The organism is Salinibacterium sp. SWN1162, assembly GCF_015864675.1.
GTDB lineage: Bacteria > Actinomycetota > Actinomycetes > Actinomycetales > Microbacteriaceae > Rhodoglobus.
On record NZ_JADYWT010000001.1, the window covers coordinates 482,719 to 501,507 of the forward strand.

The window sequence follows — 18,789 nt, forward strand, 5'->3', positions numbered from 1 at the left end:
GTCAGTCAAACAGCGTTAGCTGAACTTCGGCTTGGCGCCGCATGGGCGGGCACTGAGCGCGCGCTCACTGCCCGCTGCGGTGAATCAGGCGTTGGCGAGAGCGTCGCGAACGACGTCGAGGCCGTCAGCGATGAGCTCGTCAGAGATCGAGAGCGGCGGGAGGAAGCGGATGACGTTGCCATAGGTTCCACAGGTCAGCACGACCACACCGGCGGCGTGCGCTGCAGCCGCAACCTTCGACGTGAGGGCCGCGTCGGGCTCTTTCGTGGTGGGGTCGACGAGTTCCATAGCGATCATGGCGCCACGGCCACGAACATCTCCGATGCGGGGGTCGCCGGCGCGGAGGCCGTTGAGGCGGCCACGGAACGCGGTTCCGATTTCGCGGGCACGCTCGATGGCGCCCGACTCTTCGAAGGTGCGGATGGTGGCGAGCGCTGCAGCGCAGGCGATGGGGTTTCCACCGTACGTTCCGCCGAGTCCGCCGACGTGGGCGGCATCCATGACATCGGCACGGCCGGTGACAGCCGAAAGCGGAAGGCCGCCGGCGATGCCCTTGGCGGTCACCATGATGTCGGGAACAAGGTTCTCGTGGTTCGAGGCGAAGAGGTCTCCCGTGCGGGCGAAGCCGGTCTGCACTTCGTCAGCGATGAAGATCACGTTATTGGCGGTGGCCCACTCGGCGAGTGCCGGAAGGAATCCGGGGGCGGGCTCAATGAAACCACCCTCGCCCTGGATGGGTTCGATGATGATCGCGGCGAGGTTGCTGGCGCCGACCTGCTTCTCGATCTGCAGGATGGCGCGCGCTGCGGCATCCTCACCACTGATTCCGCCATCGCGGAACGGGTATGACATCGGCGCGCGGTAGATCTCCGACGCAAACGGACCGAAGCCGCTCTTGTAGGGCATCGACTTGGCGGTAAGGCCCATCGTGAGGTTGGTGCGACCGTGGTACGCGTGGTCGAAGGCAACAACGGCCTGCTTGCCGGTGAAGTAGCGGGCGATCTTAATCGCATTCTCGACGGCTTCGGCGCCCGAGTTGAACAGCGCGGTGCGCTTCTCGTGCGTGCCGGGGGTGATCTCGTTGAGCTTCTCGGCAACCTCGATGTAGCTCTCGTAGCCGTTGATCATGAAGCAGGTGTGGGTGAACTGGGCGACCTGAGCGGTCACGGCTTCGACAACGGCGGGGGCCGAGTTGCCGACGCCGGTTACGGCGATACCGGAACCAAAGTCGATAAGCGTGTTGCCGTCAACGTCGCGAAGAACGCCGCCACCAGCAGCTTCGACGAAGACAGGAAGAGTGATGCCGATCGCGGCGGCGACGGACCGCTTCTTGCGCTCGAGCAGTTCGAGCGAGCGGGGTCCGGGGATCGCGGTGACGAGGTCGCGCTTCTGCGGAAGCGAGGGGCCGCCGAGCGGGGCCGTGGGTGCGCTAGTCGTGGTGCTGGAAGAAGAAGTAGACATGGCCACCGGGATCCAATCTGTGAAGACGACGCGTGAGCTGCACAGGCGAGCGGCATCGTACAAAAACGTTTGGTTCAACCTAGTTCGCGGATGCCCGGCGCAACAGTCACAGAGTGGCAGCTTGGGCGGCGATTGCTGACAGAATGGCAGTAGGAGGATTGCCATGCCCACACCCCTCAGCGAGATCATCGCGACCGAGCGTCTCGCGCTGCGCCCGCTCACCGATTCGACGACCTTCGAACGCTCCGTCACGTGGGTGCATAACTCCGACCTCAACGACCCGACGCCGTTCGTTTCCGAGGGGCAATTGCTGCTCACGACCGGGCGCCAGTTCGTCGATAACGCCGCCCAAAGCACCGTACCGCCCGCCGAGCCCGCCGCCGATCCCACCGCTGGCGCCGACTTCGACTCGTACGTCGCCCGACTCGTGGCCGCCGGCGTCGCCGCGATCGGGTTCGGCACCGAAGTCATCACCCACGGAGTGCCCGCCGGGCTCGTCGCCGCGTGTGCTGCCGCCGGCTTGCCACTCTTCGAAGTGCCGTACCGCATCCCGTTCATCGCCATCAGTCGCCTCGTCGCCGACAACGAAGCCGAACAAACTCGCGCCGGATTCGACCGCGCGCTCGCCGCCCAAAACGACATCGCTCGCGCCGCCGTCGGCAAAGGGCGCCTCGCCGCCGCTGCCGCCGTCGCCGCTGAACGACTCGGCTGTCGCGTATGGATCTTCGACGCCGACGGTGAGCTCGTGAGCGAACCCGGCGACAGCCGCAAGCAGACACGATCTGCGGATGCCGCCCCTGGCATCCACAGGTCGGTCACCGATCTGCTGGGTCGGGCTCGTCGCGCGCGCGTCGCCGATGGCGCTGCTGGCGAGTTTCGCGTCGTGCAGACTCTCGGCTCCACTGGGAGGCTGTGTGGGGCTATCGCGTGGGTTCGCGACACCGAATTTGGGGCGCTCGAGCGTTCGGTCATGACGGTGTTGGCGGCGCTCGCCGAGGTGTCGCTCGAGCAGACCGAGAACCTCCGGGTGGGGCATCGCGCGATTCTGGAGCAATTGTTCCAGTTGCTCAAGGACGGCCGGGTCGACAGCGTGCGGCGGGCGGTGCGGGTGGCGGGCATCGAGTTGCCGGCCGACCGGTTTGCGGTCGCGGCCCTCGATCTCAGCGAGACGAGTGCGAGCGTGCGTGACGTGCTCGAGCGGCGGGCGGCGCGCTCAGACAGTCGCATCTTCGCCGTCGCGGATGGTCGCCACTTGCTCGTGCTGATCGACGCCAAACAGCTCGCCGCCGAACGTCGATTCTTTGCCGCGAGCGATCTCACCGTCGGTCTCTCGGCCGAGGTCGGCTGGCCCGAGCTCACGGTCGCGATCACCCAGGCCGTGCGCTCGCTCGAAGCATCACCGCCGGCCACGGTCACCGAGTTCGCGAGTCTCGTCGGCGAGAGTTTCTTTGGCCTGCTGGCGTCGAGTTCGGTCGCCGATATCGCTCACGCCCGGCTCGCGAGCGTCATCGAATCCACCGAGGGTCTCGGGCTGCTGCGGTTCGCGCAAGTGTGGCTGCGGCACAACGGGCAGTGGGATCCCGCGGCACGCGAGTTGGGCATCCATCGGCACGGTCTGAAGTCGCGGATGCAGCGGCTCTCCGAACTCACGAATCTGAGCCTCGACACCTTCCAAGGCCGCGCCGAATTGTGGGCGATGTTGGCCGCGATCGACCTCGGCGAAAAACCCTAACTTCCAATTTTCAGGATTTCGGATGTAGCCTACGAACAATTCACGGCGACGTCGCCGGACCTTTTCGAGCAGCGAGGAACCTCTCATGAAGACTTTTCAAGTGATCAATCCCTACACCGGCGAAGAGGGCACCGCGCACCCCGCCGCGAGTGACGAAGTCATCGAGCAGACCGTCGCGGCAGCGCACTCCGAGTACAACGGCGGAATGAACCGTGATCAGGTAAAAGAGCGCGCAGCGATCGTCACGCGCATCGCCGATTTGCTCGCCGAACGTTCCGCCGAATTCGGCGAAATTATCGTGCGTGAAATGGGCAAGCCGCTCGCTCAAGCAGTCGGTGAAGTCGAGTTCTCGGCCGACATTTTCCGCTACTTCGCCGACAACGCCGAAGAGTTTCTCGCCGACGAGCAAATTCCGTCCGGAGCCGGTACCGCGTGGATTCGCAAAAGCCCGATCGGTCCTGTTCTCGGCATCATGCCGTGGAACTTTCCGATCTACCAGATCGCTCGTTTTGCCGGCCCCAGCATCATTCTCGGCAACCCCGTTTTGGTCAAGCCGGCGCAGCAGTGCCCCGAGTCCTCGGCGGCGCTTGAAGCTCTCATTCACGAAGCCGGTTTGCCGGTCGGCGGCTACCAAAATGTGCTCGCCGATAACGACCAGATCGCCGCGATGATCGACGACCCGCGCATCCAGGGAGTGTCCCTCACGGGCTCCGAGCGTGCCGGTGCCATCGTGGGTGCCGCCGCCGGCGCCAACCTCAAGAAGAGCGTGCTCGAACTGGGCGGTTCTGACCCGTTCATCCTCATGTCTACCGACGACATGGATGCCACGGTCGAAGCTGCCGTCGCCGCCCGCGTCGACAACAACGGTCAGGCCTGCAACGGCGCCAAGCGCTTCGTCATCATCGACTCGCTCTACGAAGAGTTCGCCGAGAAGTTCAGCGCGGCAATGGGAGCGATCACCGTGGGTGACCCCATGGACGAGAGCACCGAGCTCGGCCCGCTGTGTTCAGTCGCCGCAGCCAAGGGACTCGAAGAGCAGGTCGCCGAAGCGGTTGCCGCTGGCGCCACCTTGCGCGTCGGAACCGGCAAGCGCGACGGCACCAAGTTCGCCCCCGCCGTACTCGAAAACATCAGCCCCGAGAACCCCGCGTACATCACGGAGTTCTTCGGACCGGTCGCTCAGCTGCACCGCGTCAGCAGCGAAGAAGAAGCCATCACGCTCGCTAACGCGACGCCATTCGGGCTCGGTTCGTACGTCTTCACGACGGATGCCGACCAGGCCGACCGCCTCGCTGACGGCATCGACGCTGGCATGGTCTACATCAACGAGGTCGGGGCGGATGCTCCCGAGCTGCCCTTCGGTGGAGTCAAGAACTCCGGCACCGGTCGCGAACTCGGTGCTCACGGCATCGACGAGTTCATGAACCGCAAGCTGGTCAAGCGCCCGTAACTACTGCGTAAAAAGGCCCCGGCCGCGCTGTACTGAGCAGTCGCGACCGGGGCTTTTTGCGTGCGTTCTTGATCAGGGCGTCACGGCTGAATACGCTCTACACCCGCCGCAATCGTCCGGCGGCAGTAACGTGCCGACACTCAATCCGCCCTAATCGATCGGGAAAAGAGCGACGATAAGAACCGCCATGAGGACAAGAGCGAGAGCCCCGACTGCGGCCATCACCGCGACCCACCAAGGCGCTTTCACTTGATCTTTTTCTCTCCGTGCGCGAAGAAAAATGCCCAAAGTAGCTACGAGGGTTATGAGAAGCACAGCGGCGAAGCCGAGCAGTACTTGAGTTGACATGTCACCCGCCGTGAGAATTGTGCCGTTGAGCTCCTAGACACAGCCCCGTTCTGAGGTCCAAGTTACTTGGTCAAACCGCCACAGACGAGCTACGGCTACGCGTCTCCCGCAAGGGATCGCGTGCCCGTGGCTCGTCTTTTCTTTCCCAGAGCGTCATAGCAGTCCGCGAGTTCGCGGTTCGCTCCGGCGAGCATCTCGGCGTCGCCGCGGGCGTTCTTCACGACTGTTTTCAGCAGCTTGATCGCGTCTTTGGGGCGACCCATTTCAGTAAGAACTCCAGCGGCGAAGCGTTCGATGTGCAGCGCACCGCTCGGATCATTGGCGGTCCGCAACGCGGCGGCGGCCTTCGTGGCCTGGTCGACGGCATCCTGATTGTCGCCCAGAATGTGCAGAGCGCGAGCCTTGGCGGCAAGCGTTGCGGCCCCCATCCACGGCGCCCGATTGGCGAGGGTGTCGGCTTCAACTTCGGCGAAGGTGGTGAGCGCCTCACGGTCGCCCAGACGTGCTTGAGTGGTGCCGAGGTCGTGCAGCACACCGAGGTAGATCACCCCGTCGCCCTGCGATTCACGCACCGCAGCGGCAGCGGTCAGCAAGGCCGAGCGCGCGGCAGCATGGTCGTCCCGCGCGGTGTGGATGCCGGCCACGCTGCGGGTGATGCGGGCGGCGTCATCGAGAGCGCCGACCTCGGTATAGAGGCTCGCGGCCATCGTCCAGACCTGGATGGCGGAATCCAGTTGTTCCGTCGCGGCTAGCGAGTGCGCCATGAACTCGAGGCTCTCTGCGCGAGCTTCTGCCGGAGCGCCGCTGGTGGTCTCGTGGTTGTAGATCTCCGTGAGCATCGCGATGGCTTCGGGGTGACTGTCGGTCATCACGAGCAGGTTTGCGACGGCTTTGCGGGCTTCCGTGTCGTCGATGTCGAGCTCGTGGGCGAGTTCGATGGCGTCGCGGAACCTCCCGAGAGCGATTGCTCGCTCTTGAGCATCCACCGCCATCCGACCCCCAAGAATGGTCGTGTGGTAGAGCCGGTCAGGAAGATCGATCGCGTCGTAGAGGTCGACGGCCTGGTTCACGGCGAGAAGAGCCTCGCTCGCCCGGCCGACACCCGCGAGCGCCATCGCCGAGAAACTGTTGGCCTCGGCGTGGGCGGTGCGATTGCGTGCGGTCGCGAGGAGCATGGTGCTGTACTCCAGCATCCGCTCGGCGTTGCCGTCGGCGAAGGCGATCTTCATGAGATGGCGGGCGGCGAAAAATTGGGTCGAGCCGGGGTCGTCGGCGGCGTTTGCCTGGAGATAGGCAAGACCGGCAGTCGAGTGGATGCGCTCCTTCTCGGCTGAGGGCTGGCGAGCCAGTACATCGGCGAGAGCGAGCAGGGCCAGCGCGTGAAGTCGGGGCGGCAACTCGTCGCCGTTCATCGTTTCGCGTTCCAGGGCGGCAAGGTCGTACGGCTCGGCGCTGCCGAAGAAAGCCAACCCCATGCGGGCCTGGCTTGCGGCTTCGAGGGGCTTGCCCAGCTCAAGCAACAGCGTGTGACGTTGGAGTGCGACTGCTTCTGCGGTCTCCAGCTGGCCCAAGCGCACGCAGCAGGTAGCAACGATCCCGAGCGCGACAACTCGCACTGCTCCCGTGGTGAGGTGCGCCGCTTGAAGGGCGGCACTCAGGGCCGGGGCGAAAGCCTCAGCGGCGAACAGCTCTTCAGCGCGAAGCAACCACTGTTGGCCCTCAGTGGGAGCGTCGATGTCAGAAAGAGCGAAGGCCATCTTTCAATTATCGCGACCTCTACTGAAAGCGCACTCCCCGCCTTCGCGGGGTAGAGCAGCTCGCCGCGGTGCCAGTGCGGCACCGCGGCGAACAAAAAACCCGTTAGTTGGCGCCCTCCGCAATCGCGCGCGCGGCAGCAGCATCCGAGGTCCGTCCCAGCTTCTCGAGGCTCTCCGCGAGGTCGAACGCGGTGATCTGGTGCAGCTGGGGATGCTCGGCAGTCTGCTCCATCACTGAGTTCAGTACGGCGACGGCTTCATCATGGCGACCCTCGGCGGCGAGAACACTCGCAACGAAGCGTTCACAGTTGGCGCCGGCGATGGGGTCTCCGGCGGCACGGTATTCATCGGCGGCGGTGAGGGCGAGGCTGACGGCTTTCTTGGGCTTGCCCAAGCTCGCGAGAGCTCGCGCCTTCGAATCGGTGACGTCGGCGTGCAGCCAGTCTGCGCCGTGTTCCGTCGCGAGAGCAAGCACCTCATCGAGTTGCTTGAGGCCTTCCTTCTTGCCCGCCTCAGCGTGCGCGCGGCCCGACTGGTGAAGAACCCGCACGAGAAGGTTGAGGTTCTCGGGGGTGGCGCGGGCGTGGGTTACTGCCTGCTCAAGCAACGCCGCAGCACTGTCGTGATCGCCGTGTTGGGCGTGCAGGCCAGCGTTGTCAGCGAGCGTGCGTGCCGCGCTCTGGGTGTCGTCAGCCTCGAGGTAGAGCTCGGTCGCGGTCTCCCACGTGCCTACAGCAGAGCCGGGTTCGCCGGCATCCGCGAAGCCATGGCCAAGCCAGTAGAGGGTCTCACCGCGGCTTCCCGGGGGAGCCTCGGCGGCAGTCTCTTCTTCGTAGAGCGACAGCAGCAGGTCAATGCCTTCGGATGACTCGCCGGCGCGAACCAGAGAGCGGCCGAGGGCGTAGCGCGCCCCCACGGTGTCGATCTCGAGGCGTTCGGCGTAGCGAACTCCGAGGCGGAACCGGCTGGCGGCATCCGAGAACGCTTCTGCCTCGTCGTAGAGCCGACCGGCGAGAATGGTCATGTCGTGCAGGGGGCCGACCGCGTCGATCGCGTGAGCACACTCGGCGGCGGCATCAGCGCTCGCGGCAGCCTCAGCAAACTCACCGCTGCCGCCCAAGATGCGAGCCCGCAGAGCGTGGGCATGCGCCAGAACGCCGCGATTGGATGTCGACTCCAGCAGTTCGGCGACGTACGCGAGTGCGCCGTCGGTGTCGCCCGCACTCGCCGCGAGGTCGGAGAGATACCGTAGCGCGTGGTCGCGCAGCTGAGGCACACCGCCTTCTTTGGCGTGGGCCAGGGCGCTCGTCGCGAGCTCGGTCGCCGCCTCGAGGTTGGGCTCTTCGCCGCGCAGCAGCACGCTCAACAGTGACACTTCGAGGTCAGCCCGCTGAGCAGGAGCAAGGGCGCTCGACGCATCGACCGCGATGCGGAGGGCATCAAGGTCTTCTTGCTCGGCGCGGCCAAACAGAGAGAGGCCGAGAAGTTCTTCGAGCGTCGCTTGAGCGTCATCGCCATGCTCGCGCAGGGCAGGGATGCGAGTGGCGAGCAACGTCTCAGCTTCTGCCAGATCGCCGGAGGCGACGAGTCGCGCAATCAGGGAACTGAGCGCGGCCGTGTGCTCCTGGCCGGTCGTCAGCTCGACCGCAGTGCGCGCGGCGGGCAAAGCGGGAGCAAGCCAGCCGATCGCGAGCAGTTCTTGGGCACGCAGCAACCAGCCAGCGGCATCCGTTGGTTCGTCATCGGCGGGGGTGGTGAGGCCGAGAGTTTCGCTCGTGAGAGGAAGGTCGAACTGCTCGTTGGCGAGTTCGTGGGCTTTCTGGATGCGGCGGGCGCGGTAGTCGTTGCCGGCGCGCTCGTCGAACTGGTCGCCGATCTTTGCCGCGGCAGCCCACATGGCGGCGGCGAGTTCTTCGGCCGTCCACGCACCATCGTGTTCTCCGAAGAGCGCCACGAGTTCGTGGTTTTCGGCACCGCGAACAGTTTGGGCACCGAAACCGGCACGGGTCACGGCATCCAGAAGCACTCCGGCAGCAACGAGACCCGAGAACTGGTTGTCGGCGTTGAGCTGGTCGTGCACGAACCACGAGAGGTGGCGTTCGAGCATGGCCAAGCCGCGAGCTTCGTTGCCGGTGACGGCGCAGAAGATGAAGTGGTTGGCGATGATTCCGAGGTTGTCGGCGTTGTCGCGGGCGAGGGTGTAGCTGCGAAAGTGGGCGGCCTTGGCGTCGTCAAAGCGACCGACGCGAAGGTAGGGCAGGAGGGCCCGCGAGAGTGCCGCCTCTGGCTCGTCGCCGCAGCTGTAACCGCCAGCGATGAGTTCATCGAACAGCACGATCGCTTCAGCATCGCGACCGGTTTCGGTGAGGAACCCGCTCGAGTCGCTGCGCACGCAGGCATCGCAGTGGCTGTATTCGTCGCGCGGGGTCGCAATTAGTTGGGTGCGGAGAGCCTCGGCCCGCTCAAGTTCGCCAAGGCGCCACGCTGTTGAAAACTGTGACGTCAAGACTCCACTCTGGCCGATGCCCGCCGCGCGGTAGTGCGTCGCCATATCGGCGAGCGCACCATCGATGTCGGCTGTGTCGAAGATGGGAGAGCTTGCAAGCGCGCTGGCAATCCATTTGAACTGCCACATGAGGCCAGCACCTTCGTGCCCGATGTCATCCGGAAAACGCACCGGGTCTTCGTCGTGTTTCGCCAAGCACCACGCGAAGGATGACAGCAGTACCTCGGTGTCACCGCCCATATTGGCGGATGCCGTCAGTCGAACCCGGGCGCGGTATTCGAGTTCTTTGTCCCCGATTTCGACCGCCAGCGCGATCGCTTCTTCGACGCGGGCGCGTTCCTCGGGCCCGTACGCGATGGAGTCAATTTCGCGGAACAGTTCGTTGATGCGGTCGGCGCTCATAGGGGAGAACTTTCTGGGAGGGAATCACCGAGTGCGACACTCATGGCAATCAGATCGGACATGGAATTGGTCATCATGGCGCGGTCGCGCACGCTGAGGGGGCGTTGGCTCGTGAGTAGTGCTTGAACGTAAAGCAGCTCGATGGTGCGAGAGAAGACGGCGTCATCGCGCAGGGTGGAGAGGGTGACGACAACGGGATTGTTCCAGTTGAGGCAGAGGCGCGCGAGACTCTTGCTGGTGCCGTCGCTCGCGAGGCGATCTTCGGCGAAGGCATCCATTTTGCCGAGCACGTTCTTCCACAGCCCCGGGCGGCTGATCTCGCGGGCACTGCGGCGGTCGATGGAGCGCAGCACTTCAGGGTCAGCCAAGTAGAGGCCGGTGACGTCGGCGGCGGGCACTCCGCGCACGATCACGGCGCAGTCAGCATCGGCGAGCACGGCACTGGCGCGGTCTTCGAGTTTCGCGACGACGCTGCGCACCTCCAGCGGCGGCACTTCGAGAAAGTCGAGCTCGTCAAGCACGCTCACGCGGTCGACGGTGAGGCCGTCCACAATCGTGGGCAGCATCCGCGCTATCTCGGTGTCGTAGATGTAGCCACCGTTGATCACCGGGCGGTCGGGGCTCGCGATGCTGGCAATCTGGCGAAATTCGTCCACCGTTTCGGCGTAGCGCAACTGCGTGTGATCGCGAGTGAGGCTCTCGATGGTCATACGCCCGAGAGTCGTTTCGACGCTGAGCCAGGGCGTGATGAACTTCGCGAGCTCTTCGTCATAAATCACCAGCGACTTGAGCGCCAGCGCATGAATCTGCACAAAGTCGTTCAGCTGGGCCGGATGCCGGGCCGCCATCTCCAGCACCCACTGTCGCAGTACGGTGCCGATGGCGGTGCGCGTGTGCTCGAGGATGTCGTCGTCGACGAGCGATTCGCGGCTGGCCGTGGGAGTGAGCGCGGTGCTGTTCAGCACGACGCGCACGAAGAACGCCCAGTCGGGAACGAGCGCATCCACGTTTTCACTCAGCAACATGCGGCCGAGGTAGACGCGGTTCGCCTGCCGGGCGCCGGGCGGTGGCGAACTCGGCAGCACGTACGCAACGCCGGTGGTGTTCGTGCCGGGCACGCTCAGCGGGATCGCGGCAAAGGGCTCAACGCCCAACAGCTCGCTGCCGTACCGAAGCAGGTCGGATGCCGACGCCGTGTGCGCCTCGAGGAACGGAGCCTCGTGCGTCACGGTTTCGGTGCCACCACCGGGCAGGTCAACGCGCACACCCACGGGCAAGAACTCGGCGAAGGTGCGAGCGAGCGCCAACACCGTGGGGGTGCTGAGCAGGTCGTGCTGGTCGAAGCGCGGCTTGAGCGAGACGGTGGTGCCGATGGGCAGGTCGCCCTCCAACTCGCGCACGCTGAACGTGCCGTCGCTATTGCCGATCCATTCGACCGGGGCTGAGCCGCGAGCGGAGCGGGACTGAATCACAATCTGGTCGGCCACCATGAAGCAGCTGAGCAATCCGATACCGAACTGGCCGAGGTAGTCGCTGCGGGGCAGATCAAAGATGTCGCGCTTGGATGATCGGCCCACGGTCGACAACAGCTCGGTCATCTCGTCGGCAGTGAGCCCGACACCGTCATCCTGAAACTGGAAGGTGTCGTTGTGTTCGCTCAGGGGAGTGATGCGGATGCCGCGGCTCGCGTCAGCTCCGTCGAGCTCGGCTCGCGCCGCGAGGGCGTCGCGCCCGTTCTGCAGTAGCTCACGCAAATATACGCGCGGACTGGAGTAAATGTGCTTGCTCAGGAGGTCGACAACCCCCGTGAGATTCACTTGAAAGGACTGGAGATCGTCTCGGGAATCGGCGTTCACTAGAAGAGTCTCTCACTTGATAAAGAATCTCTCGAAGTACTCAGCGTTCGTCTAGCCACGAACGGTCGCGCGGGTATAAAGTTGAGTCATACCAACTCAAGTTTGTGGAGGGTTTTAAATGGCGAACATGCAGGGTGCCCCGGGTACTGACGAAGAGCAAGAAAGTGCTCTTGAGAAGTACGGCGTCAATCTCACTGAGATCGCGCGCAGCGGCAAACTCGACCCCGTCATCGGGCGTGACTCAGAAATTCGGCGCGTCAGCCAAGTTCTCACGCGTCGCACTAAGAACAACCCTGTTCTCATCGGAGAACCCGGCGTGGGCAAGACGGCAGTCGTTGAAGGCCTCGCTCAGCGCATCATCGCCGGCGACGTCGCCGACTCCCTCAAAGGCAAGCAACTCATCTCTCTCGACCTCGCCGCGCTTGTCGCCGGCGCGAAGTATCGCGGAGAGTTTGAAGAGCGCCTCAAGGCTGTGCTCAAGGAGATCAAAGACTCCGACGGCGAGATCATCACCTTCATTGACGAACTGCACACCCTCATGGGTGCGGGCGGCGGCGAAGGGTCGGTCGCGGCCTCCAACATGCTCAAGCCCATGCTGGCCCGTGGTGAATTGCGCCTGATTGGCGCCACGACGCTCGACGAATACCGTCAATACATCGAGAAGGATGCCGCCCTCGAGCGACGCTTTCAGCAAGTCTTCGTAGGTGAGCCGTCGGTCGAGGACACCGTGGCAATTCTGCGTGGCCTCAAAGAGCGGTACGAAGCCCACCACAAAGTCGCGATCGCTGACTCGGCACTCGTCGCTGCAGCAACCCTCAGCAACCGTTACATCTCGGGCCGCAAGCTTCCTGACAAGGCCATCGACCTGATCGACGAGGCCGCGAGCCACCTCAAGATGGAGATCGACTCCTCTCCTGTTGAGATCGATCAACTCAAGCGTGCCGTCGACCGGCTGCGCATCGAAGAACTCGCCCTCAAGAAAGAAAAGGACGAGGCCTCCAAGGCTCGCCTCGCCAAGCTTCGCGAAGACCTCGTGGTGCAAAGCAAAGAATTGAGCGAACTCGAAGCGCGCTGGAAGATCGAAAAGTCGAGCCTCACCGGTGTTGGCGACCTCAAGACTCGCCTCAACGACGCCCGCATCAGGCTCGACCGTGCCATGCGCGACGGCGAATACCAGAAGGCCTCCAAGCTCAACTACGAGACAATCCCAGAAATCGAAGACGCAATCGCTACGGCCGAGAGCAACGAGCCCACCGGCCCCCGCATGGTCAATGACCAGGTGACCGAGGAGGACATTGCTGCCGTCGTCGCTGCCTGGACAGGCATTCCCGTCGACCGCCTCACCGAGGGCGAGACCGAGAAGCTGCTTCACCTCGAAGCGGAGCTTGGCAAGCGCCTCATCGGTCAAAAGGAAGCTGTGCAAGCGGTCTCCGAGGCTGTGCGCCGCACGCGGGCTGGCATTTCTGACCCCGATCGCCCCACAGGCTCGTTCCTCTTCCTCGGCCCCACCGGTGTGGGAAAGACGGAGCTGGCTAAAGCGCTGGCCCAGTACCTCTTCAACGACGAGAAAGCTCTTGTTCGCATCGACATGAGCGAATACGGCGAGAAGTTCTCCGTCTCGCGTCTCGTCGGTGCCCCTCCCGGCTACGTCGGATTCGAGCAGGGCGGTCAGCTGACCGAGGCCGTGCGCCGTCGCCCCTACTCGGTGATTCTGCTCGACGAAGTAGAGAAGGCCCACCCCGAGGTCTTCGACATCCTGCTGCAGGTTCTCGACGACGGTCGACTGACCGACGGCCAGGGCCGCACCGTCGACTTCCGCAACGTGATCCTGATTCTCACCAGCAACTTGGGCAGCCAGTTCATCACCGACCAGGAGCTGCCGTGGGATGCCCGCAAGGCCGCCGTTGACGATCTCGTGCGCAAGTCGTTTAAGCCCGAGTTCATCAACCGTCTTGACGACATCGTGGTCTTCCAGCCGCTGTCGACCGACGACCTCAGCCAGATCGTTGAGCTCGATATCGACCGTCTCGGCAAGCGCCTCACCGATCGTCGCCTGCAGTTGGCGGTGACCCCGGATGCGCGCACGTGGCTTTCGGAGCGTGGCTACGACCCGATCTACGGTGCGCGTCCGCTGCGCCGTCTTATGCAGCGCGAAATCGACGACAAGCTCGCTAAGGCGTTGCTGGCCGGCGACATTCGCGATGGTGACACCGTGCTGGTCGGTGTCGCCGACAACGGTGAAGGTCTCCGCGTGTCTCGTTCCGAACCAGACGCTGGCTGACTTACTCGTGCCAGCTAGGCGCGTGCCTTGGAGTGCGCGCCTAAAGAAACATCGGCCGATCGTCGTCGTTCTCGGTATCAATCGCGAGATCGACGACGACGGGAACGTGATCGCTCGGGCCATCGCCCTTGCGCTCTTCGCGGTCGATGGATGCCTCGGTGACGAGCTCGTCGAACGCGGGCGAGCCCATCACGAAGTCGATGCGCATGCCCTCGTTGCGGGGAAAACGCAGGCGCTGGTAATCCCAGTAGGTGTAGCCCTCGATGTTGCGGCTGCGCAGAGCATCGATCATTCCGGCCTCTTCGAAAGCCCGGAAGGCGGCGCGCTCGGCGTCGCTCACGTGAGTCTTGCCCTCGAATGCCGCGATGTCCCAGACATCGTGATCGAAGGGCGCGATGTTGAAGTCACCCATCAGCGCCAGTGGCTGCTCAGGGTTCTCGCTCATCCACTGGGTGGCCTGCGTCTTGAGGTTCGCGAGCCACTCCAGCTTGTAGGGGTAGTGCGGGTTGTCGAGCTCGCGGCCGTTCGGCACATACAAGCTCCAGAGGCGTGCGCCTTCGACCGTGACGCCAATGGCGCGGGCTTCGATGGGCACGGTGCCGTCATCGAGAGCCTTGCCGAAACCGGGCTGGGTATCGAAGCCGATCGTCACGTCATCCATGGGAAGGCGGCTCGCGAAAGCGACGCCGTTCCACTGGCTCAGCCCGTGAAGCTCGACCTCGTAGCCCGCCTCGGTGAACGCTTCCATCGGAAACTGTTCCGGCTTGCACTTGATCTCTTGCATCGCAAGAACGTCAATATCTTCGCGAAGAAGCCAGTCGACGACGCGACCAACTCGGGTTCTGATGGAGTTCACGTTCCAGGTGGCGATGCGCATGCTTCAACGTTAATAGGTCTACCCCTGAATTGGGCGACGACAGTGTCGGAGCCACCGCGTACAGTCAGAACATGAACCCGCTGAGTCTCGCCGACGCCGAAGCGGAGCAGTGTCTCGAACAGGCCGAGCAGGCGGAACAGGCCGATCGCCTTGACCGGCGCAACGCCATCATCGTGGCCATCTTGGGCTTTATCGGCGTCGTTTTCTCGGGCGCTTTGCTGATCCTGGGCCAGGGCAGCCTTTAAGGGATTGCCCGCAATGGGTATTCTGTACTCGTGACCGACGCCAAGCAGCAGCTCATTGAGCACATTTCCGCCGATGCCGTGTTCCACGGCGACTTCACTCTGACGAGCGGAAAGAAGGCCTCCTACTACGTCGACATGCGTCGCGTAAGCCTCGACCACCGCGTCGCCCCGCTGATCGGTCAGGTCATGATCGACCTCATCGCCGACGTTCCCGACATCTTCGCTGTGGGCGGGATGACGATGGGCGCCGACCCGATCGCTTCCGCCATTCTTCACCAGGGTGCCGCTCGCGGCCTCAATTACCACGCTTTCGTTGTTCGCAAGGAGCCCAAGGATCACGGCCGCGGCCGTCAGGTCGAGGGCCCCGAGCTCGAGGGCAAGCGCGTCATCGTTCTCGAAGACACCTCCACCACGGGTGGCTCGCCGCTCGCCGCGATCGAAGCTCTCGAAAAGGTCGGTGCGATTATTGCGGGCGTTGCCGTGGTTGTGGATCGGGATACGGGCGCCAAGGAGCGCATCGAGGCCGCTGGCTACCCCTACTACTCCGCGATTGGGCTGGGTGAACTGGGGCTGACTCCGTGACATCCGGAGAGAATTCCTCGGGAGCCGGCGACGGCAACGAGCCTCGACAGTCCTTCTTCAACTGGGGGCTGACTCCGAGTGACCCCGAGGCGACTCCGGAGACTCCGGCGTCACCGCCCGGCGATGCTGTGGACCCGAGCGAGCCCGAAGAGCCCACCCGCGTGCTGCCTCGCCAGACAGAGGAGCCCACCCGCGCGCTGCCTCGCCAATTTGACGTGGATGCCGGGGCGGCGGAGGCGCCCACGCCACGAGCTTCGGCGGCACCTCCGATTCCTCCCGTGCTGCCAGCCGCACCCGCCGCACCCGCAACACCGGTCGCACCGGCAGCACCGGCAGCACCGGTCGCCCCTGCCGCAAACGCGCTCCAAGTCCCGCTGCCTCCGCTGACTCCCGCTCCCGCTCCGGCAACGTCCGCGGCCGCGGCGCCCCTGGCCGTTCCAGAAGTGACGGGGCTACTCAGGCTGCCTCCCCTCGACGACGAGAACCGGCCCGAGACCACACCCGAGACCACACCCGAGCCCACACCCATTCCAGCGCCCACTCCGCAGCCGGCGCCGCTCGTTGAGCCGCCCGCAACCGAAGCGATGAACATCGCGGAGTTGCCGACGAGCGCAATGAACCTCAGCGACTTGCCCACGGGCGCAATGGATGTCGCAGACCTGCCCACCGGTGCAATGGACATCAGCGATCTCCCCACCGGTGCAATGGATGTCGCTGACTTGCCCACTGCAGCGATGGATGCTCCCACCCGGCGTCAGAGTCATTTCCCTCCCGGCGTTGATCCTGCCCTCGAGGGCGCCACCGAAATTCTGAGTGCTCAGTCACTCGCCGGAATCTCAGCCGATGCAGAGTCCGTGGAGCACGATGCCGTGGGTGACCTCTTCGGTGAAGACAAATTTGTCGAGTACGAAGACCAACTCCTCACCCCTCAGCCATCGGCTGTCGTTGTGCGACAGCGGGTTCCTCCACCTCCCCGCCCCCCGATTCCGCGCGGCCAATTGATCGCGATAGCGGTCGGCGGTGGGCTCGTTGCGGCACTGGCGCTGGTGGCCCTGTTCCTGCTCGGTACGCGCATCGGGGAGAATACTGAACCCGCAGTTGCGGTGTCGGCCAGTCCGACCGCGGTCCCCACAGAAACTCTTCCTGTTGTCGGGCCAGTGCCTCCCGGAACCTACCAATGGAACGAGATTGCGGGGGGCGAGTGCCTCGAGCCCTTCGCCTCGGCGTGGGAACAGGAGTACACGGTCATTGATTGTGCGCAGCCGCACGCAGCGCAACTCTTGACGGTCGGCACGTTCGAGGATGCCGCATCCGATCCTTATCCGGATGAGGGCGAGCTCGCGGCACGCACCGCGCGAGCCTGTTCCACTGATGCCGTGATCGACTTCGCCGCGGCAGAGTCGTTTGCTGATCTCGAGATTGTGGCAAGCTTCGCTGCGACGGCGTCCGAGTGGGATGCCGGAAACCGCGACTACTACTGCTTCGCGACGCGAGCGGGAGACGATGCCCTCACGGCATCCGTAGCTCAACCGCAAACGCCCGAAAACTAGCCCGCCGCGGTGGGGGAAGCACCTCCACCGCACTTCGCTCGCCGAGCCCGCGGCCCTCAGCCACGCGCTCGAGGCGCTAGCGCAACAGGTCTGCGACGCTGTCGAGAACCTCAGTCGGGCGGAACGGGTAGCGGTCGATCTCTTTTTGATCGCTGATTCCGGTGAGCACCAAGACGGTGTGGAGCCCGGCCTCGATGCCGGCGACGATGTCGGTATCCATGCGGTCACCGATCATGCCGGTGGTCTCGCTGTGGGCGCCGATTCTGTTGAGCGCTGAGCGGAACATCATGGGGTTGGGCTTGCCGACGATGTACGGCTCCCGGCCGGTGGCCTTAGTGATGAGAGCGGCGACCGCGCCCGTCGCGGGCAGGGGGCCGTCAGCACTCGGGCCCGTGGCATCCGGGTTGGTCACAATGAAGCGGCTGCCGTTACCAATCAGGCGGATGGCTTTCGTGATGGCTTCGAAAGAGTAGTTGCGAGTTTCGCCGATGACGACGTAGTCGGGGTTGGTCTCGGTCATGATGAAGCCGGCCTCGTGAAGGGCGGTTGTGATTCCGGCTTCACCGATGACGAAGGCGCTGCCGCCGGGAATCTGCTGCTTCAGAAAGTCGGCGGTGGCGAGAGCAGACGTCCAAATTGCCGCTTCGGGCACGTCGAGGCCCGAGGCCTTGAGGCGCGCGCTGAGGTCGCGGGGAGTAAAAATCGAGTTGTTGGTGAGCACCAAGTAGGGCTTCTTTTCGTCGCGCCACTGCTGCAGAAGTTCGGCGGCGCCAGGTACGGGGTGATTTTCGTGAACGAGCACGCCGTCCATGTCGGTCAGCCAGCACTCGATTTCGTCGCGATCTCTCATGCGCTCACTGTAGCGAATGTGGTCTGCTCCGACAGCCGTTTCGTGATGATGGCAATCGCGTCGGGGTTCTGCTCCACCAGTACAACGCGACGTTTGAGGGCTTGAGCTACGGCACCGGTCGTGCCGCTGCCCGCAAAAAAGTCCAGTACCCAATCGCCGGGCTGGCTGGATGCCTGAACGATGCGACGCAGAATACCCTCCGGCTTCTGAGTGGCATAGCCCGTTTTTTCTTTGCCGGTGGGGGAGACGATGGTGTGCCACCACACATCCGTGGGGAGCTTTCCGCGGGCCGCTTTCTCAGGCGTCACGAGCCCCGGAGCCATGTAGGGCTCGCGGTCGACCTCTTCGTTGTTGAAGTAATAGTTCTTGGGGTTTTTGACGTAGACGAGAATTGTGTCGTGCTTTGACGGCCACTTTTTGGTGGCACGGGCGCCGTAGTCGTAGGCCCAGATGATCTCGTTGAGAAAGCTGTCGCGGCCGAAAAGGGCATCGAGGGCAACCTTGGCGTAGTGAACTTCACGGTAATCAAGGTGCAGATACAAGGTGCCGCGGTCGTCGAGAAGGCGCCATGCTTCCTGAAGCCGAGGTTCGAGAAACTCCCAGTAGTCGGCAAAGGTGTCGTCGTAGGAGTAGAGAACACCCTTGATGGTGTCGTAGCTGTTGCCACCAAACCCGGTGCGGCTGCCTTCCGCTGAACGCTGCGTACTGATCGCTTGGCGACGTTGAGTGCGCCCGGTGTTGAACGGAGGATCAATGTAGATCAGCCGAAAACTTTCGTCGGGCAACGCTCTGATCGACGGCAGGTTGTCGCCGTGCACTACGAGGTCTGGTCCGTCGGGAGTCCAAGGCAGGGGCATGCACTGAGATTAACAGCCGCTGGCCGGAATTAACA

14 protein-coding genes are annotated in these 18,789 nt (G+C 64.0%); 6 read left to right on the forward strand and 8 right to left on the reverse strand.

Translation table 11 applies throughout. The features are described 5' to 3' along the window. Positions 1 to 84: 84 nt before the first annotated feature. On the reverse strand, positions 85 to 1,461 hold the full coding sequence (gene gabT / locus I6E58_RS02300; protein WP_197129939.1) for a 4-aminobutyrate--2-oxoglutarate transaminase: 1,377 nt from the start codon (positions 1,459 to 1,461) through the stop codon (positions 85 to 87). A gap of 163 nt (positions 1,462 to 1,624) precedes the next feature. Here gabT and I6E58_RS02305 point away from each other — a divergent pair, with 163 nt between their 5' ends. Continuing rightward, the gene (locus I6E58_RS02305; RefSeq protein WP_197129941.1) at positions 1,625 to 3,193 is read left to right on the forward strand and encodes a PucR family transcriptional regulator; all 1,569 of its coding nucleotides are present in this window, start codon (positions 1,625 to 1,627) and stop codon (positions 3,191 to 3,193) included. Positions 3,194 to 3,278: 85 nt separating this feature from the next. Continuing rightward, positions 3,279 to 4,643: an NAD-dependent succinate-semialdehyde dehydrogenase gene (locus I6E58_RS02310; protein WP_197129944.1), complete on the forward strand. Its 1,365-nt coding sequence runs from the start codon at positions 3,279 to 3,281 to the stop codon at positions 4,641 to 4,643. 150 nt (positions 4,644 to 4,793) lie between these two features. Here the strand turns inward: I6E58_RS02310 and I6E58_RS02315 are convergent, their stop codons facing one another. From I6E58_RS02315 to I6E58_RS02330, 4 genes are all read right to left on the reverse strand, one after another. Next, the gene (locus I6E58_RS02315) at positions 4,794 to 4,991 is read right to left on the reverse strand and encodes a hypothetical protein (RefSeq protein ID WP_197129946.1); all 198 of its coding nucleotides are present in this window, start codon (positions 4,989 to 4,991) and stop codon (positions 4,794 to 4,796) included. 95 nt (positions 4,992 to 5,086) lie between these two features. Next, positions 5,087 to 6,748, reverse strand: a complete 1,662-nt coding sequence (locus I6E58_RS02320) for a hypothetical protein (protein WP_197129948.1) — start codon at positions 6,746 to 6,748, stop codon at positions 5,087 to 5,089. Between the two features lie 103 nt (positions 6,749 to 6,851). Continuing rightward, positions 6,852 to 9,656, reverse strand: a complete 2,805-nt coding sequence (locus I6E58_RS02325; RefSeq protein WP_197129950.1) for a hypothetical protein — start codon at positions 9,654 to 9,656, stop codon at positions 6,852 to 6,854. Beyond that, on the reverse strand, positions 9,653 to 11,512 hold the full coding sequence (locus I6E58_RS02330) for an HSP90 family protein (RefSeq protein ID WP_197129952.1): 1,860 nt from the start codon (positions 11,510 to 11,512) through the stop codon (positions 9,653 to 9,655). Before I6E58_RS02330 ends, I6E58_RS02325 begins: the two co-directional genes overlap by 4 nt. A 118-nt stretch (positions 11,513 to 11,630) precedes the next feature. On the opposite strand from I6E58_RS02330, the gene I6E58_RS02335 reads away from it, so the two are divergent. Next, on the forward strand, positions 11,631 to 13,793 hold the full coding sequence (locus I6E58_RS02335; RefSeq protein WP_129072463.1) for an ATP-dependent Clp protease ATP-binding subunit: 2,163 nt from the start codon (positions 11,631 to 11,633) through the stop codon (positions 13,791 to 13,793). 40 nt (positions 13,794 to 13,833) lie between these two features. On the opposite strand, the gene I6E58_RS02340 is transcribed toward I6E58_RS02335, so the two are convergent. Next, positions 13,834 to 14,670 (reverse strand): exodeoxyribonuclease III, encoded by an 837-nt coding sequence (locus I6E58_RS02340; protein ID WP_197129954.1) that lies wholly within the window; start codon positions 14,668 to 14,670, stop codon positions 13,834 to 13,836. A gap of 71 nt (positions 14,671 to 14,741) precedes the next feature. Between I6E58_RS02340 and I6E58_RS02345 the strand changes: the two genes are divergently transcribed. The 3 genes from I6E58_RS02345 to I6E58_RS02355 are packed head-to-tail and all read left to right on the forward strand — an operon-like array spanning position 14,742 to position 17,047. Beyond that, positions 14,742 to 14,915 (forward strand): hypothetical protein, encoded by a 174-nt coding sequence (locus I6E58_RS02345; RefSeq protein ID WP_197129956.1) that lies wholly within the window; start codon positions 14,742 to 14,744, stop codon positions 14,913 to 14,915. 30 nt (positions 14,916 to 14,945) lie between these two features. Beyond that, positions 14,946 to 15,497, forward strand: a complete 552-nt coding sequence (gene pyrE / locus I6E58_RS02350) for an orotate phosphoribosyltransferase (protein WP_129072461.1) — start codon at positions 14,946 to 14,948, stop codon at positions 15,495 to 15,497. After that, positions 15,494 to 17,047 carry a septum formation family protein gene (locus I6E58_RS02355; RefSeq protein WP_307841933.1) on the forward strand — a complete coding sequence of 518 codons (1,554 nt, stop codon included), beginning with the start codon at positions 15,494 to 15,496 and terminating at the stop codon, positions 17,045 to 17,047. The genes pyrE and I6E58_RS02355 overlap by 4 nt, the downstream gene beginning before the upstream one ends. Before the next feature lie 76 nt (positions 17,048 to 17,123). On the opposite strand, the gene I6E58_RS02360 is transcribed toward I6E58_RS02355, so the two are convergent. After that, a complete protein-coding gene (locus I6E58_RS02360; protein WP_197129959.1) occupies positions 17,124 to 17,897 on the reverse strand; it encodes an HAD-IIA family hydrolase in 774 nt (257 codons plus the stop codon). Continuing rightward, a complete protein-coding gene (locus tag I6E58_RS02365; RefSeq protein ID WP_197129962.1) occupies positions 17,894 to 18,754 on the reverse strand; it encodes a site-specific DNA-methyltransferase in 861 nt (286 codons plus the stop codon). Before I6E58_RS02365 ends, I6E58_RS02360 begins: the two co-directional genes overlap by 4 nt. Positions 18,755 to 18,789 lie beyond the last annotated feature (35 nt).

Excerpts from the sequence above, each read along its gene's own strand:
- I6E58_RS02325 (WP_197129950.1), bottom strand. The coding sequence starts at position 9,656 with ATGAGCGCCGACCGCATCAACGAACTGTTCCGCGAAATTGACTCCATC.
- I6E58_RS02310 (WP_197129944.1), top strand. The coding sequence starts at position 3,279 with ATGAAGACTTTTCAAGTGATCAATCCCTACACCGGCGAAGAGGGCACC.
- gabT (WP_197129939.1), bottom strand. The coding sequence starts at position 1,461 with ATGTCTACTTCTTCTTCCAGCACCACGACTAGCGCACCCACGGCCCCG.
- I6E58_RS02335 (WP_129072463.1), top strand. The coding sequence starts at position 11,631 with ATGGCGAACATGCAGGGTGCCCCGGGTACTGACGAAGAGCAAGAAAGT.
- I6E58_RS02305 (WP_197129941.1), top strand. The coding sequence starts at position 1,625 with ATGCCCACACCCCTCAGCGAGATCATCGCGACCGAGCGTCTCGCGCTG.
- I6E58_RS02360 (WP_197129959.1), bottom strand. The coding sequence starts at position 17,897 with ATGAGAGATCGCGACGAAATCGAGTGCTGGCTGACCGACATGGACGGC.
- I6E58_RS02365 (WP_197129962.1), bottom strand. The coding sequence starts at position 18,754 with ATGCCCCTGCCTTGGACTCCCGACGGACCAGACCTCGTAGTGCACGGC.
- I6E58_RS02345 (WP_197129956.1), top strand. The coding sequence starts at position 14,742 with ATGAACCCGCTGAGTCTCGCCGACGCCGAAGCGGAGCAGTGTCTCGAA.
- I6E58_RS02340 (WP_197129954.1), bottom strand. The coding sequence starts at position 14,670 with ATGCGCATCGCCACCTGGAACGTGAACTCCATCAGAACCCGAGTTGGT.
- I6E58_RS02315 (WP_197129946.1), bottom strand. The coding sequence starts at position 4,991 with ATGTCAACTCAAGTACTGCTCGGCTTCGCCGCTGTGCTTCTCATAACC.
- I6E58_RS02320 (WP_197129948.1), bottom strand. The coding sequence starts at position 6,748 with ATGGCCTTCGCTCTTTCTGACATCGACGCTCCCACTGAGGGCCAACAG.